A 16,060-nucleotide genomic window follows, 5' to 3' on the forward strand; every position below is an offset into this window, starting at 1 on the left:
TTAGCCCGGGTCGAGCGCAGCGACAGCCGGGGCCGCGGTTGTTGGGTATCGCTGCGCTCAACCCAACCTACGCAAGCGGTCACAGCTGCGGCAGCACCGGGGTAGTAACGCGCACCTCGGCGTTCTGCGCGCGATGACGCAGCAGGTGATCCATCAGCACTATGGCCATCATCGCCTCGGCGATGGGGGTGGCGCGAATGCCCACGCAGGGGTCGTGGCGACCCTTGGTGATCACCTCCACCGGGTTGCCGTCGACGTCGATCGAGCGCCCCGGCGTGGTGATGCTGGAAGTGGGTTTGAGCGCCAGGTGGGCGACGATCGGCTGGCCGCTGGAAATGCCGCCGAGGATGCCGCCGGCATTGTTCGACAGGAAGCCTTCGGGGGTCAGCTCGTCGCGGTGCTCGGTGCCACGCTGGGCAACGCTGGCGAAGCCGGCACCGATCTCCACGCCCTTGACCGCGTTGATGCTCATCAGCGCGTGGGCCAGTTCGGCGTCCAGGCGGTCGAAGATCGGCTCGCCGAGGCCCGGCATCACCCCTTCGGCGACCACGGTGATCTTCGCGCCGACCGAATCCTGGTCGCGGCGCAACTGATCCATATAGGCCTCGAGCTCGGGCAGCTTGTCCGGGTCGGGGCTGAAGAAGGCGTTCTGCTCGACGCTGTCCCAGGTCTTGAACGGAATCTCGATGGGACCGAGCTGGCTCATATAGCCGCGCACCACGATGCCCTGGGTCGCCAGGTATTTCTTGGCGATGGCGCCGGCGGCCACGCGCATGGCGGTCTCGCGCGCCGAGCTGCGGCCGCCGCCACGGTAGTCGCGGATGCCGTACTTGTGGTGGTAGGTGTAGTCGGCGTGGGCCGGGCGGAACAGATCCTTGATCGCCGAGTAGTCCTTGGACTTCTGGTCGGTGTTGCGGATCAGCAGGCCGATGGCGCAACCGGTGGTCTTGCCCTCGAACACCCCGGAGAGGATCTCCACCACGTCGTCTTCCTGGCGCTGGGTGGTGTGGCGGCTGGTGCCCGGCTTGCGCCGGTCGAGATCGCGCTGTATGTCCTCCAGCGACAGTTCCAGGCCCGGCGGACAACCGTCGACTATGGCGACCAGGGCCGGGCCATGGCTTTCGCCGGCGGTGGTGACGGTGAACAGCTTGCCGTAGGTATTGCCGGACATGGGAAGACGCTCCGCGAAATTCAGCCCCGACCTGCCGCTGCGCAGGCCGCTTAACGAGGTGGGCGAGTATACCCGCGGCGACCTTGCAGTTCACCCCGAACCTTGGTCGGCGACCGGCGTCCAATGCCGGTCTGCCACCACCCTGCCCCGATCATGCTGCGAACCCTGCTCTTGCCCCTTGCCCTGATAACCGGCCTGGCCCAGGCCAACACCACCCGACAACTGCCCATCAGCCTGGACACCGACCAGGGCACCCTGTACGGCAGCCTGCTGGTGCCGCAAAGCGACGAGCCGGTGCCGGTGGCGCTGCTGATCGCCGGCTCCGGCCCCACCGACCGCGACGGCAACAACCCCGAGGGCGGCCATAACGACGCGCTGAAGAAGCTGGCCCAGCTGCTGGCGCGCCACGGCATCGCCAGCCTGCGCTACGACAAGCGCGGCGTAGCCGCCAGCCGTGCCGCCACGCCCGACGAACGCGACCTCAGCATCGAACGCTACGTCGCCGATGCCGAGGCCTGGGGACGCCTGCTCGAGGGCGATCCGCGCTTCGACCGGCTGATCCTGATCGGCCACAGCGAAGGCGCGCTGATCGCCAGCCTGGCTGCCGCCGGCAGCGGCGCCGAGGCGCTGGTGTCCATCGCCGGCCCCGCCTACCCCATCGGCCAGGTGCTCGACGCCCAGCTGGCCATGCGTCTGCCGCCGCCGCTGCTGGCCGAGAGCCGGCAGATCCTGGCCAGCCTGATCCGCGGTCAGGAGCAAGCCGAGGTGCCCAAGGCATTGCAGGTGCTGCTGCGACCGAGCGTGCAGCCCTACCTGATCAGCCTGCTGCGCCAGCGCCCGGCCGAGGCCTTCGCCGCGCTGCGGATTCCGGCGCTGATCGTGCAGGGCAGCCACGACGCCCAGGTCGGTCTCGACAACGCCGTGGCATTGCAGCAGGCGAAGCCGGATGCCGAGCTGGCGCTGATCCCCGGCATGAACCACGTGCTGCGCATCACTCCGCTGCCCTGGCACGAACAGCTGGCCTCCTACGACGATCCGCAGCTACCCTTGGCCCGCGCCCTGGGCGAACGCATCGTCGCCTTTATTCGCTCCAGTGCGAGGCAAAGCGGCCGATAACCTGCCTACACAGCAGTTTCAGCTTTAGCGCACAGGCCCCCACATGAGCGAGCAACCCGCCTCTCCCCCCGCAACCGCGCCGGTCGACGCCCAACAGAGCGGCGAAGCGCCGGCCGCCCCCCATCCCTGGGCCGACCTGCCGGCCGAGCAGTTCAGCCTGCTGCGCCTGGCGCCGTTGCCGGTGGACCGCGACACCGGCCCGCGGCCGCTGCGCTTCGTCCAGCTCGGCCGCGTGGAGCGCCATGCCAAGGACCACAGCCTGCTGCGCCTGAGCCTGCAAGTGCCGGGACAGCGCCTGCACCGCGAACAGAACCTGCTGGAGGTCTGGGCCGATCATCAACGCAAGGAGGTGCGCTTCGGCCCGGACAAGGGCCTGAGCGTGGAGCCGGCCAACCGCGGCCTGGGGCGCTTCCTGCTGGCCCAGGGCATCGCCTGGGCGCGCAAGCAGTACGCCCATTACCAGGTCGAGGGCGGCGCCCTGCCGACCCGGGACAACTTCAACGAAGCGGCGCGCGCCCGCCGCGACCATGCCCTGAAGGCCCAAGGCTTTGCCATCGAATACAGCGACCCGCTGCAGCTCAAGCCGTTCTACAGCGCGCCGCGGGTCAGTTCGCTGCACGGCGACTGGCAGGCCGAGAAGGTGCAGATCATCGAGCTGCTGGACGCCGCCGCCATGCTGCAGCAGGCCGATCAGAGCCTGCGCGAGCAGGACGTGCAGGTGCGCAAGCTGGAGGAGAAGGTCGCGCGATTCAGGCGCGAGGACAGCGGCCTACGCTTCACCATAAGCTGCCTGGTGGCCTTCTGCCTGTTCCAGGCCGGGCTGCTGATCTGGATCGCCACGCGCTAGAGTCATTGTCGGATCATCGTAGGGTGGATGGCGCTTCACCCATCCACCGATCAGGTCATCGTGGTGGATGAAAAAAGCGTCATCCACCCTACGCCTGTCCGTCGTCAGCCGTGCGAATCAGCCCTCGACCCGCGAGCGGAACAGCGCCTGATGCTCGCGGCACTGCTGGGCCGCCAGCAGGAACACGCCGTGGCCGCCGCGCGCGAACTCCAGCCAGGTGAAGTCCACCTCCGGGTACAGCGCCTCGACATGCACCTGGCTATTGCCCACCTCGACGATCAACAGGCCGCGCTCGGTGAGATGGTCGGCGGCCTCGGCCAGCATGCGCCGCACCAGGTCCAGCCCATCGTCGCCACAGGCCAGGCCCATGGCCGGTTCGTGCTGATACTCGGCCGGCATGTCGGCGAAATCCTCGGCATCGACGTAGGGCGGATTGGAGACGATCAGGTCGAAGCGCTGCCCCGGCAGCCCGGCGAAGCCGTCGCCCTGCACGCAGTAGACGCGCTCTTCCAGACCATGGCGCTCGATGTTCTGGTTGGCCACCTCCAGCGCCTCGAACGACAGATCGGCCAGCACCACCTCGGCCTCGGGAAACTCGTAGGCGCAGGCGATGCCGATGCAGCCCGAGCCGGTGCACAGGTCGAGCACCCGCGCCGGCTCAGCCGGCAGCCAGGGGGCGAAGTGCGCCTCGATCAGCTCGGCAATCGGCGAGCGCGGCACCAGCACGCGCTCGTCGACGACGAAGGGCAGCCCGCAGAACCAGGCCTCGCCGAGCAGGTAGGCGGTGGGCACGCGCTCCTCGATGCGGCGCTTGAGCAGCGCCTGCAGATGGGCGTGCTCATCGTCCTCCAGGCGGCAGTCGAGGTAGGCATCGGACATTTCCCAGGGCAGGTGCAAGGCACCGAGCACCAGTTGGCGCGCCTCGTCCCAGGCATTGTCGGTGCCATGGCCGAAGAACAGTTGCTCGGCCTGGAAACGGCTGACGGCCCAGCGGATGTAGTCGCGCAAGGTGCGTAAACGGGTAGCGGGGAGGGTCACGGGCGATCTCCGGGTGAAAACGGCGCAGTTTAGCCCAGGGCAGGCACGGGGCGCATGGCCATAAATAAATGCCGTTAAGTCGTAGTTCGACTGCTGCCAGACGAGGGGTCACATCGTTATAATTTGCAACGATTTCTTAACCCTTCCCATCCCTTCCTAATGAGAACCCCCAATGGTCATCGACCCCTTCTCGCTCACGGGCTTGCTCGTGCTGGCGATATTCCTTATTGGCATGACGCTGATAGTTTTTGAAGCACAACTGGAGATGGATAAGTTCAAGCCGGCCATGTTCATGATGTCCGGCCTGATCGTCATCGGCGTCCACTACGCCCTCACCGACCCCAACGGCTTCCAGTATTTCCTCCACGCCCAGAGCGAGACCAAGGAGGAACTGTTCGGCCTGATCGCCTTCATGGCCTTCATGTGGATGGTGGTCGAGCTGCTCAACGAGCGGAACGTGTTCACCGCACTGAACGGCTACCTGCTGCGCAAGGGTCTCGGTGCCCGCGGCATGTTCTGGGCCACCGGCGCGCTGTCGGCGACCCTGTCGCCCTTTCTCAACAACTTCACCACGGCGATGATCTTTGGCAAGACCATCACCAGCATCTCCAGCCACCAGCGCTACACCCATGTGGCGCTGTGCAACATCGTGGTGGCGTCCAACTCCGGGGTCTGGTTCCTCGGCACCTCCACCAGCCTGATGGTGGTGCTGGCCGGCAAGATCAGCATCGCCGGCCTGCTGCTGCTGATCCCCTCGGCGCTGATCGGCTGGATGCTGTGCGCCGCCACCCTGCACCTGTTCTACCTGCGCCAGCTGGACGGCCAGCAGCTGATCCGCAAGGTCGACGCCAGCGAGAGCCGGCTCAAGCCGGGCGGCGCCGGTCTGGCGCTGGTGGGTTTCATCGCAGTGATCGGCGCGGTGCTGTGCAACATCGTGCTCAAGGTCGGCATCGAGTTCGCCATCGGCATCGGCCTCGGCCTGGTCGCCCTGTACAGCTGGCTGCTGACCCGCATGGGCATCGAGACGCGCTGGCACGAGCAGCTGCAGAAGGTAGAGTGGAACGCCCTGCTGTTCTTCATCGGCATCATCACCTCGGTGGCCTGCCTCAACCACGTCGGCTGGCTGTCCTACATCGCGCGCCTGTTCGAGATCCTCGATCCGACCCTGGTCAACGTGGTGCTCGGCGTCGCCTCCGGGGTAATGGACAACGTGCCGGTGGAAGCCGCAGCGCTGATGGCCAACCCGCAGCTGGGCCTCGACCAGTGGGCGCTGAACGCGCTGATGGTAGGCATCGGCGGTTCGCTGACGGTGGTCGGCTCGGCCGCCGGGGTGATGGCCATGAGCCTGGACAAGAGCTACAGCTTCGGCGTGCACCTGAAGTTCCTGCCGGCGATCCTGGTCAACTTCCTCGGCTCGTTGGGCATCTGGTACCTGCAGTTCCAGTGGCTCGGCCTCGGCGGCTGAGGCCCTCGCGCAACGGCAAACGCCCCGCAAATTGCGGGGCGTTTTCGTTTGCCCGGCTTGGGGACATAGCCAACGCTTAACGCACCGGCATCGGCTGATCAGGGGCGCTCGCGCTCCTTGCGCGACCAGCCGGGCCCATCCGGCGGCCGGCGCAGTTCGCGCAACACGGCGATGGCCACGGCGATGGAGAACAGCAGCCAGAAATGCGGGGACAATTGCGAAAACAGCGACATGGGCAACTCCTTTTGCATGCGACCCCGAGTCCTTCGGGACGGTTCCGATTCTGCTCCGCGCTCCACGGCCGAGCAAGTAATGGCGCACAAGAGGTTCACAGCGCGCTCTGGCAAGCGGACAATGGCACATCATCACCATCAGCCAGGAGCCCGAGATGTCCCATCCGCAAACCATGTTCCAGCTCACCGGTCGTGGCCACGCTCCGGCCAGTCTGGGCAATGCGACCCTGCTGATCATCGATGCTCAGGAAGAATACCGCAGCGGCGTGCTCGCCCTGCCCGGCCTGGACGCCGCCCTGGCCGAGATCGCCAGCCTGCTGGCCGCCGCCCGCGCCGCCGGCAGCGCCATCGTCCACGTCAAGCACCTCGGCATTCCCGGCGGCCTGCTCGACCCCAGCGGCCCGCGCGGCCGCCATCTGCCGGAAGCGGCCCCGCTGGCCGGCGAGATCGTGGTGGAGAAACGCCTGCCCAACGCCTTCGCCGGCACCGAACTGCACGACCGGCTGCAGGCGCTTGGCCATCTCGACCTGATCGTCTGCGGTTTCATGACCCATTCCAGCGTCAGCACCACGGTGCGCGCCGCCAAGGACTATGGCTATCGCTGCACCCTGGTCGACGCCGCCTGCGCCACCCGCGACCTGCCGGCCCCCGATGGCAGCGTGATCGCCGCCGCGCAGGTGCACCGCATCGAGATGATCGCCCTGGCCGACAACTTCGCCACCCTGGTGCCGCAAGCCAAGGCGCTGATCTGACCGCCGTCACAGTGCTGCCAGCATGGCGGAACCCCGGCGCTAATGTCCGGTCATAGCGCCGACACCCCAAAGGAAATCGGCATGAAGCTGTCCGACGATTTCGATGCCCGCCGCCTGCGCCCGCGCCAGCCGAAACACTGGCGCCTGCGTATCGGTGCGGCGCTGGGCGCGCTGCTGGCCACCTTCGGCATCCTTCTGGCGATGGCCGGTATCGCCTCGCTGGCCGGGCGCGCCCCGGTGCTGGGCACGCTCAACGACTCCACCGGCGAAGCCGGCGTCCTGCTGCTGCTCGGCCTGCTGCTGCTGTGGGCCGGCATCGCCTTCTGGCGCCGCTGCCGCCGGCGCCTGCGCCAGCCGCGCGACCTCGCCCTGTCGCCACATCTGCTGAAAAAGCGCGACTGAAACGCCGCGAGCGGGCTAGAAAATAGCCTGGCGCTATTTTTTAACCTCGCCCAGCGATGGCCCGCAGGGTGGCCGTCAGGGACGGCAGGCCATAAAAAATGGCCGGGAGCCATTTTTAACGTCGCGCAGCGACGGCCCGAAGGGTGGCCGTCAGGGATGGCAGGCCATAAAATGCCCGTCTGTTTCGCGGAGCCACCGATGCAAGACGACGACCTTTCCCTGTTCCAGGCCGAGCTGCGCGGCGTCAAGCCGCTCAAGCACGACCGCGCCGACACCGGCAAACCCAAGCCCGATCGCCAGCAGTTCAGCACCCTGCGCCAGGCCGCCAGCATCAGCCAGGGCGAGATCAAGGTGGACGGCCTGTCCGACCAGTTCGTCATCGACGTCGGCGCCGAAGACGCGCTGTACTGGGCCGGCAACGGCGTGCAGGAAGGCCAGATGCGCAAGCTCAAGCTCGGCCAGATCCCCTTCGACGGCAGCCTCGACCTGCACGGCATGAGCGTGGAGAAGGCGCGCGACACGCTGTGGGAGTTCCTCGCCGAAGCCGCCAAGCTGGAGGTGCGCTGCGTGCGCGTGACCCATGGCAAGGCGGTGCGCATGGACGGCCGCCGGCCGATGATCAAGAGCCACGTCAACACCTGGCTGCGCCAGCACCCGCAGGTGCTCGGCTTCGCCTCCTGCCTGGCCAAGCACGGCGGCACCGGCGCGGTGTACATCATCCTCAAGCGCACCATGATGGACGGCCGCGACGAGTAACCCGCCCGGCCCATGATTCTGGCGCCCGGCGCTCTTGCCAGGCGCCCATCGGCGCCCTACCCTGCGCCCTTCGATACCCAACAGGATTTTCCATGTCCCTGGAACAACACTACACCGCGATCCTCGGCCAGCTCGGCGAGGACGCCTCTCGCGAAGGCCTGCTGGATACCCCCAAGCGCGCGGCCAAGGCCATGCAGTACCTCTGCCGCGGCTACCAGCAGACACTGGAGGAAGTGACCAACGGCGCGCTGTTCAGCTCCGACAACAGCGAGATGGTGCTGGTCAAGAACATCGAGCTGTACTCGCTGTGCGAGCACCACCTGCTGCCGTTCATCGGCAAGGCCCACGTCGCCTATATCCCCAACGGCAAGGTGCTCGGCCTGTCCAAGGTGGCGCGCATCGTCGACATGTACGCCCGCCGCCTGCAGATCCAGGAAAACCTCAGCCGGCAGATCGCCGAGGCCATCGAACAGGTCACCGGTGCCCTCGGCGTGGCGGTGGTCATCGAGGCCCAGCACATGTGCATGATGATGCGCGGCGTGGAGAAGCAGAACTCGTCCATGGTCACCTCAGTGATGCTTGGCGAATTCCGTGAAAACCCGGCGACCCGCAGCGAATTCCTCAGCCTGATCGGCTAAGGCGCAGCCCCCCACCACGACGGCCGTTCACGACGCTGAACGGCCGTCGGCATTTCAGGAGTAGAAACCATGTTGCTCAAGGCCCTTCGCATTGGCCTCGGCCAGATCGTCGTGTTCGTCGACTGGATCAGCCGCCCGCGTAAACTCCAGCGCAGCGCCGCGGCGCAGGCCGAGGTGGAACGCGCCAGCGCCGACCTGGCGCTGTACCAGTTCCACGCCTGCCCGTTCTGCGTCAAGGTACGGCGCAGCCTGCACCGCCTGAACCTGCCGGTGCAACTGCGCGACGCCAAGCACGACGCCGAGCATCGCCAGGCCCTGGAACAGCAGGGCGGCCGCATCAAGGTGCCCTGCCTGCGCATCGAGGAAAACGGCCAGAGCACCTGGCTGTACGAGTCCAAGGCGATCATCGCCTATCTGGAGCAGCGCTTCGCCGGCTGAGCGTTCAGACGGCTCTGCACTTAGGCACTGATGCCCCTCCGTCAGCCCCCTCGCCCCTTCGGGGAGAGGGAAGCTTACTTATCGAGCGAAAAGCATTACCCAGTACGGCAAAGCTTTTCGCAGGAGCCGGCTTGCCGGCGATGCTTCTGCGTAAGGAATCGCCGGCAAGCCGGCTCCTGCAATATCAGGGCTCGACGCCGTAAGCCTTGAGCTGTTCGAGGAACTGCGCCTCGTCCAATACCTTCACGCCCAGCTCGCTGGCCTTGGCCAGTTTCGAGCCGGCGCCCGGGCCGGCCACCACGCAATGGGTCTTGGCCGACACCGAACCGGCTACCTTGGCGCCCAGGCCTTCCAGCTTGCCCTTGGCCACATCGCGGCTCATCAGTTCCAGGGTGCCGGTCAGCACCCAGGTCTGCCCGGCCAGGGGCAGACCTTCGGCGACCTTCTTCTCGCAGCTCCAGTGCATGCCGAAATCCAGCAACTGCTGCTCGATGGCGCGAGCCTTGGCGACCTTGGCCGGGTCGGCGAAGAATTCGCGCACGGCCTGCTTGGCCTTTTCGTTGAGCCCCTTGAGCACCGACAGGTCCAGCCAGTCCTGACTGAGTTCGATGACATGCTCCAGGCGCACGGCATTCTCCGCATTGCTCACGCCGGTGACAGCCAGACGTCTGATCGCTTCATCGACCAGCTTCTGGGCGCCGGTCGCGGCGACCGAGGCGATATTCAGTTTGCCCAGCAGCTCGGCCAGGCTGGCGCAGGCGGTGAACTCCGCGCTCAGCCCGGCATCCTCGCGCAATACGCCGAGTGGCGCGTCGTTGTCATAGACCAGTTTCTCCAGCACGGCCTGGTTGTGCGCGTCGGCGAAGAAACTGTGGATCTCGTGCGCCACTTCCAGGCCCACGTCCGGCAGCCAGGTCAGCACCTCGGGCAGCGCCTGCTGGATGCGCGCCAGCGAGCCCAGGGCGCGGGCCAACAGCTTGGCGGTTTCCTCGCCAACATCGGGAATGCCCAGGGCGTAGATAAAACGCGCCAGCGTCGGCTTGCGGCTATCGGCGATGGCCGCCAGCAGGTTGTTGCTGGACAGCTCGGCAAAGCCTTCCAGGCCGACGATCTGCTCGAAACTCAGGGTGTAGAGATCGGCCGGCGAACTCACCAGGCCCTCGTCCACCAGCTGCTCGACGCTCTTCTCGCCGAGGCCCTCGATATCCATGGCGCGGCGCGAGACGAAGTGGATGATCGCCTGCTTGAGCTGCGCCTGGCAGCTCAGGCGGCCGATGCAGCGGTACACCGAGCCCTCGCTGACGCTCTCCTTGCCCTTGCTGCGCTTGACCAGCTGGGTGCGCTCCACCGCCGAACCGCACACCGGGCACTGCTCGGGAACCCGTACCGGGCGGGCATCGGCCGGGCGCCGCTCCGGCACCACGGCCATCACCTGAGGGATCACGTCGCCGGCGCGGCGGATGATCACCGTATCGCCGATCATCAACCCCAGGCGCGCCACCTCGTCCATATTGTGCAGGGTGGCATTGGCCACGGTGACGCCGGCCACTTTGACCGGTTTGAGCCGCGCCACCGGGGTGACGGCGCCGGTGCGGCCGACCTGGAACTCGACGTCGAGCAGCTCGGTGAGCTCCTCCTGCGCCGGGAACTTGTGGGCGATGGCCCAGTGCGGCGTGCGCGCGCGAAAGCCCAGCTGCTGCTGGTCCTCGATGTGGTTGACCTTGAACACCACACCGTCGATGTCATAAGGCAGCTCCATGCGCCGCTGGCCGATATCGCGGTAGTAGTCCAGGCAAGCTTCCACGCCCTTGGCCAGCTTCAGCTCGCGGCTGATGGGGATGCCCCAGGCCTTGAGCTGCTCGAGCATACCGATCTGGGTGGCCGGCAGCTCGCCGCTGACCTGGCCGACGCCATAGCAGCAGAACTCCAGCGGGCGGCTGGCGGTGATCCTCGGGTCGAGCTGACGCAGGCTGCCGGCCGCGGCGTTGCGCGGATTGGCGAAGGTCTTGGCGCCGGCCGCGGCCTGGCGTGCGTTGAGTTCGTCGAAGCCGGCCCTGGGCATGTACACCTCGCCGCGCACCTCCAGCACCTGCGGCCAGCCCTCGCCCTGCAGGCGCAGCGGCACGTTGCGGATGGTGCGCACGTTGGCGCTGATGTCCTCGCCGGTGCTGCCGTCGCCGCGGGTGGCGCCGCGCACCAGTTGGCCGTGCTCGTAGCGCAGGCTGACGGCCAGGCCGTCGAGCTTGGGTTCGCAGCTGTACTCCACCTCGGCGCCGCCGCCGAACAGGTCGCCGCCGGCAAGACCCAGGCCACTGCGCACGCTGCGGTCGAAGGCACGCAGGTCGTCCTCCTCGAAGGCGTTGCCCAGGCTGAGCATGGGGATCTCGTGGCGCACCTCGCCGAAGGCGTCGAGCGCCTCGCCGCCGACGCGCTGGGTCGGCGATTCGGGGGTCACCAGTTCGGGATGCTCGGCCTCCAGCGCCTGCAGTTCGCGAAACAGGCGGTCGTACTCGGCGTCGGGAATACTTGGCTGGTCCAGCACGTAGTAGCGGTAGTTGTGCGCACCCAGTTCGTTGCGCAGTTCGGCAATACGTTGGGCGGCATTCCGTTGGGCGGCGTCGGTCATCTTCGGTCTCTCAAACGAAAAGAGCAGCCTGAGCTGCTCTTTTGCAATGCGGTTGCTGTCAGCGCTTGTGGGTCAGCTGCCGGCGCTCGAACTCGACGATGCGCTGGCGGTAGTGCTCGATGGTCTGCGCGGTCATCACGCTGCGCTGGTCGTCCTTCAGCTCGCCGCCCAGTTCGTGGGCCAACTTGCGCGCCGCGGCGACCATCACGTCGAAGGCCTGCTTGGGATGACGCGGGCCGGGCAGGCTGAGGAAGAAGCTCACCGCGCGGGTGCTGAAGCCTTCGATGTCGTCGAGGTCGAAGGTGCCGGGCTTGAGGGCGTTGGCCATGGAGAACAACACCTCGCCGTTGCCGGCCATGCTCTCGTGGCGGTGGAAGATGTCCATCTCGCCGAAACGCAGGCCGCTTTCGAGGATGTTCTGCAGCAGTGCCGGGCCCTTGAAACCGATGTCGTCGCGGGCGACCACGTTGATCACCAGCACTTCCTCCACCGGCGCAGCCTCGGCGGCCGGCTTGGCGGTTTTCTTCGCATCCTTGGCTTCGACTTCGTCGTCGACCGGGTTGAGCAGGGTCGGCACCGGCTCGTCGACCGCCAGGTTGAGGTCGCCCTGCTGCGGCTCGCTGCGAGGACGACGCGGCAGATCCTTGGCGCTCATCGATGGCAGGTCGTCCTCGTCCAGTTGCGGTTCGAGGTCGCGCTTGATCACCCGTGGCGGGCTGAGCAGATCGGGGTCGCCGTCGTCATCGGGCATGTTGGCGAAACTACGGTCGAGCTTGAACTTCAAGCGCCCCTTGCCGCCACGCATGCGCCGCCAGCCGTCGAACAGAATGCCAGCGATAACGATGATGCCAATAACGATCAGCCATTCGCGCAGACCGAATTCCATGAAATACCTAACCCCTAAAAATTCTGGTGAAGAAAGATCCAGTCAAACGGACCCTGACTCGACTATAAACGCGGCGCCAACTCCATGTTCTATCTGACGTTTTCCGCGTGTAACAAAAGTGGGCAATAAGCTAGCACGACGAAAGGCAACTTTACACCGGCACCCACATGGAGTTTTGCCTGTGTTCAGCCAGCCCGGCAACATCATGCCTCCACCATGGCCAGCGCCTCCTCGACGTCCACCGCCACCAGGCGCGAGCAGCCCGGCTCATGCATGGTGACGCCCATCAGCTGATCGGCCATTTCCATGGCGATCTTGTTGTGGGTGATGTAGATGAACTGCACCGTCGCCGACATCTCCTTGACCAGGCGCGCGTAGCGACCCACGTTGGCATCGTCCAGCGGCGCATCCACTTCGTCCAGCATGCAGAACGGCGCCGGATTGAGCTGGAAGATGGAAAACACCAGTGCCAAAGCGGTCAAAGCCTTCTCTCCGCCGGAGAGCAAATGAATGGTGCTGTTCTTCTTGCCCGGGGGCCGCGCCATGATGGTTACACCGGTATCGAGTAGATCTTCGCCGGTGAGTTCCAAATAAGCGTTGCCGCCGCCGAAAACTTTTGGAAAGAGTGCCTGCAGACCGCCATTGATCTGATCGAAGGTGTCCTTGAAACGGTTGCGCGTTTCCTTGTCGATCTTGCGGATGACGTTTTCCAGGGTGTCCAGCGCCTCGACCAGGTCGGCGTCCTGCGCATCCAGGTAGCGCTTGCGCTCGGACTGCTGCTGATACTCGTCGATGGCCGCCAGGTTGATCGGCCCGAGCCGGGCGATGCGCGCGGCCATGCGCTCCAGCTCTTCTTCCCAGGCGCTTTCCGTGGCCTCGGCCGGCAAGGTGGCGATCACCCCGTGCAGGTCGTAGTGGTCCTCGGCGAGCTGATCGGCCAGGGCCTTGCGCCGCACGTTGAGCGACTGCCAGTCCATACGCTGCTGCTCCAGCTGGCTGCGCAGCAGTTGCGCCTGCTGCTCGGCCTGGCTGCGGCGCTTCTCGGCGTCGCGCAGTTCGCGGTCGGCGTCTTCCAGGGCCAGACGCGCCTGGCGCAACTCTTCGTCCACCGCCATGCGTCGTTCGAGCAGTTCCTCGAGCTTGATGCGCAGCTCCTCCAGCGGCGCCTCGCCTTCTTCCAGATTCAGCGACAGCTGCTCGCGCCGCTCATGCAGGCGTTCGGCCTGCAGTTGCAGGCGCTCCAGCGCCTGGCGGGTGGAGTCGTGCTGCGCCCTGAGCGAGCCGACCCGCACCGCCAGCTGATGGGCGTGATCCTTGTGCTGGCGCGCCTCCTGGCGCACCCGGTCGAGGCGCTCGCGCAGGCTGTCGCGGCTGGCCAGCAGGCTTTCGCGCTGCTCGTTATCCAGCGCCATGGCGTCCAGCGCATCCTGCAATTGCAGGCGCGCTTCGCCCAGTTGCTCCTGCTCGATCTCGCGCTGCTCGGCCGCTTCCTGCAGCTCGCCATCCAGACGGCGGCGGCGCAGCCCCAGTTGCTCGGCCTTGGCCTGGCTGGCGGACAGCCGCGCCTTGAGCTCGCCCAGCTGGCGGCTGCTGTCCTGCAACTGGCGACGCTGCTGCTCGCGCAGCTCCTCCTGGCGGCGTTGCTGGTCGCGTAGCGCCAGCAGGCGCTCGTCCAGTTGCGCCAGGGCCGCTTCACGCTCCTCGCACTCCAGCTGCAGGCGTTCCAGCTCCTGGCCGCGGGCCAGCACGCCGCTGTCGGCCTCGGCGGCGCGGCGCACACGCAGGAAATGTCGGCCGACCCAGTAGCCGTCGCGACTGATCAGGCTTTCGCCCTCGGCCAGCTGGGCGCGCGCCGCCAGGGCCTGCTCCAGCGACTCCACCGGGCGTACGCTGGCCAGCCAGGGCGACAGGTCATGCTTGGATTCGATTTTGTCCAGCAGGCTGCCGGCGTGGCGCGCGCCGCCCGCAGCCGGGCTGGCCAGGCGCAGTTCGCCCTGCTGAAGCGCGGTGAAATCCAGCCCGGCGAAATCATCCAGCAGCACCGCCTGCAGGTCGGCGCCGAGCACGGTTTCCACCGCCAGCTCCCAGCCGGCTTCCACGCGCAGGCCTTCGGCCAGGCGCGGACGCTGCTGCAGATTCTGCTCGCGCAGCCAGTCGCCGGCGCCCTGCCCCGGATCGAGCGCGGCCTGTTGCAGGGCCTCCAGCGAAGCCAGGCGACCGTTCAGCCGTTGCAATTCGCCCTGGGCCTGCTGCTGAGCCTGGCCGGCCTGCTGCAGCTCCTCGCGCAGCTGCTGCAGGCGCTCGGCCTGCTGCTCTTCGGCTGCCTGCAGCGACTCCTGCTCCAATTCGCCAGCCGCCAGCTGTTCGTTCAGTTCCAGGATCGCGGCGTCTTCGGGGTCGGCCGCCAGTTGCTGCAATTCTTCGCCCAGGCGGCGCTGGCGTTCGGCCAGACGTTCCAGGCTCTGCTCCAGCTGAGCGATGCGCGACTGCTGCACCTCGGCCTGCCGGCGCGGCTCGGCGCTGCGCTGGTTGAAGCCGTCCCACTGCTCCTGCCAGCCGTGCATGGCGGCCTCGGCCTCTTCCAGGCCGGCGGCGGACTCCTCGGCGGCGGCGGCGGTCATCTCCTGCTCGGGCAACAGCATCTCCAGCTCTTCGCCGAGGGTGGCCAGCAGCGTGCGGTCATGGCCGAGGTGGGATTCGGTTTCCAGGCGCGCCTTTTCCGCCTCGCGCAAATCGTCCTGCAACTGGCGCAGGCGCTGCTGGCCGTGCTGGATGCTCTGCTCGACGCGGGCGATATCGCCACCCACCGAGTAGAAGCGCCCCTGCACCAGGTTGAAGCGCTCGCTCAGTTCGTGGTGGCCGTCGCGCAGGCGCTCGATAGCGGCATCGGCGCTGCGCTGCTCGGCCACCAGCGCCTCGAAAGCCACTTCCTGGTCGCCGATCACCTGTTCGCGGCTGCCGACCTGCTGGTTCAGGGTCTGCCAGCGCAGGGCCAGCAGCTGGGCCTTGAGCTGGCGTTCCTCGGCCTTGTATTCCTGGTACTTCTCCGCCGCCTGGGCCTGACGGTGCAGGCGTTCGAGCTGGCGTTCCAGCTCTTCGCGCAGGTCGGTCAGGCGCGCCAGGTTTTCCTGGGTGCGGCGGATGCGGTTCTCGGTCTCGCGGCGGCGCTCCTTGTACTTGGAGATGCCGGCGGCTTCCTCGATGAAGTTGCGCAGCTCCTCGGGCTTGGCCTCGATCAGCTTGCTGATCATGCCCTGCTCGATGATCGAGTAGCTGCGCGGCCCTAACCCCGTTCCCAGGAAGATGTCGGTGATGTCGCGGCGGCGGCACTTGGTGCCGTTGAGGAAATAGGTGTTCTGCCCGTCGCGGGTCACCCGGCGGCGGATGGAGATCTCGGCGAAGGCGGCGTACTCACCCACCAGCGAATTGTCGCTGTTGTCGAAGATCAGCTCGATGGAGGCCTGGGTCACCGGCTTGCGCGTGTTGGAGCCGTTGAAGATGACGTCGGTCATCGACTCGCCGCGAAGGTTCTTCGCCGAACTCTCGCCCATCACCCAGCGTACGGCGTCGATGATGTTGGACTTGCCGCAGCCGTTGGGCCCGACCACCGCCGCCATGTTGCTGGGAAAACTGACGGTCGTCGGGTCGACGAAGGACTTGAAGCCGGCCAGCTTGATGCTTTTCAGGCGCAT

General features: G+C 66.7%; 14 protein-coding genes. 8 read left to right on the forward strand and 6 right to left on the reverse strand.

Annotation, left to right across the window (positions count from 1 at the left end; genetic code table 11):
• Positions 1–79: 79 nt before the first annotated feature.
• Positions 80–1,171, reverse strand: coding sequence for a chorismate synthase (gene aroC / locus AC1G9C_RS13870; protein ID WP_480407873.1), 1,092 nt, complete (start codon positions 1,169–1,171; stop codon positions 80–82).
• A gap of 123 nt (positions 1,172–1,294) precedes the next feature.
• Here aroC and AC1G9C_RS13875 point away from each other — a divergent pair, with 123 nt between their 5' ends.
• Positions 1,295–2,287 carry an alpha/beta hydrolase gene (locus tag AC1G9C_RS13875; RefSeq protein WP_480407874.1) on the forward strand — a complete coding sequence of 331 codons (993 nt, stop codon included), beginning with the start codon at positions 1,295–1,297 and terminating at the stop codon, positions 2,285–2,287.
• A gap of 43 nt (positions 2,288–2,330) precedes the next feature.
• Entirely contained in the window at positions 2,331–3,134 is an 804-nt protein-coding gene (locus AC1G9C_RS13880; RefSeq protein ID WP_480407875.1) for a hypothetical protein, read from the forward strand.
• A gap of 117 nt (positions 3,135–3,251) precedes the next feature.
• On the opposite strand, the gene prmB is transcribed toward AC1G9C_RS13880, so the two are convergent.
• Complete coding sequence (gene prmB / locus AC1G9C_RS13885) at positions 3,252–4,172, reverse strand: 50S ribosomal protein L3 N(5)-glutamine methyltransferase (RefSeq protein ID WP_021444178.1); 921 nt, start codon at positions 4,170–4,172, stop codon at positions 3,252–3,254.
• A gap of 265 nt (positions 4,173–4,437) precedes the next feature.
• Here prmB and nhaD point away from each other — a divergent pair, with 265 nt between their 5' ends.
• Positions 4,438–5,637 carry a sodium:proton antiporter NhaD gene (nhaD, locus tag AC1G9C_RS13890; protein ID WP_177342899.1) on the forward strand — a complete coding sequence of 400 codons (1,200 nt, stop codon included), beginning with the start codon at positions 4,438–4,440 and terminating at the stop codon, positions 5,635–5,637.
• 98 nt (positions 5,638–5,735) lie between these two features.
• Here nhaD and AC1G9C_RS13895 read toward each other — a convergent pair whose 3' ends face one another.
• Entirely contained in the window at positions 5,736–5,870 is a 135-nt protein-coding gene (locus AC1G9C_RS13895; RefSeq protein ID WP_021444180.1) for a hypothetical protein, read from the reverse strand.
• Between the two features lie 155 nt (positions 5,871–6,025).
• Between AC1G9C_RS13895 and AC1G9C_RS13900 the strand changes: the two genes are divergently transcribed.
• The 5 genes from AC1G9C_RS13900 (at position 6,026) to AC1G9C_RS13920 (ending at position 8,856) form a co-directional block, all read left to right on the forward strand.
• Positions 6,026–6,622 (forward strand): cysteine hydrolase family protein, encoded by a 597-nt coding sequence (locus AC1G9C_RS13900; RefSeq protein ID WP_122107092.1) that lies wholly within the window; start codon positions 6,026–6,028, stop codon positions 6,620–6,622.
• A gap of 81 nt (positions 6,623–6,703) precedes the next feature.
• Positions 6,704–7,024 (forward strand): hypothetical protein, encoded by a 321-nt coding sequence (locus AC1G9C_RS13905; protein ID WP_480407876.1) that lies wholly within the window; start codon positions 6,704–6,706, stop codon positions 7,022–7,024.
• Positions 7,025–7,222: 198 nt separating this feature from the next.
• A complete protein-coding gene (locus AC1G9C_RS13910) occupies positions 7,223–7,780 on the forward strand; it encodes a Smr/MutS family protein (protein ID WP_480407877.1) in 558 nt (185 codons plus the stop codon).
• Positions 7,781–7,872: 92 nt separating this feature from the next.
• Complete coding sequence (gene folE, locus AC1G9C_RS13915; RefSeq protein ID WP_021445284.1) at positions 7,873–8,418, forward strand: GTP cyclohydrolase I FolE; 546 nt, start codon at positions 7,873–7,875, stop codon at positions 8,416–8,418.
• Positions 8,419–8,487: 69 nt separating this feature from the next.
• Positions 8,488–8,856, forward strand: a complete 369-nt coding sequence (locus AC1G9C_RS13920; protein ID WP_480407878.1) for a glutaredoxin family protein — start codon at positions 8,488–8,490, stop codon at positions 8,854–8,856.
• A 184-nt stretch (positions 8,857–9,040) separates the two neighbouring features.
• Here AC1G9C_RS13920 and ligA read toward each other — a convergent pair whose 3' ends face one another.
• The 3 genes from ligA to smc all read right to left on the reverse strand — a co-directional run bounded on the left by ligA (position 9,041) and on the right by smc (position 16,060).
• The gene (gene ligA, locus AC1G9C_RS13925; protein WP_480407879.1) at positions 9,041–11,482 is read right to left on the reverse strand and encodes an NAD-dependent DNA ligase LigA; all 2,442 of its coding nucleotides are present in this window, start codon (positions 11,480–11,482) and stop codon (positions 9,041–9,043) included.
• Positions 11,483–11,540: 58 nt separating this feature from the next.
• Complete coding sequence (gene zipA / locus AC1G9C_RS13930; protein ID WP_021442182.1) at positions 11,541–12,368, reverse strand: cell division protein ZipA; 828 nt, start codon at positions 12,366–12,368, stop codon at positions 11,541–11,543.
• Positions 12,369–12,571: 203 nt separating this feature from the next.
• A complete protein-coding gene (gene smc, locus AC1G9C_RS13935) occupies positions 12,572–16,060 on the reverse strand; it encodes a chromosome segregation protein SMC (protein ID WP_480407880.1) in 3,489 nt (1,162 codons plus the stop codon).

This window comes from Pseudomonas sp. ABa2, from assembly GCF_056676075.1.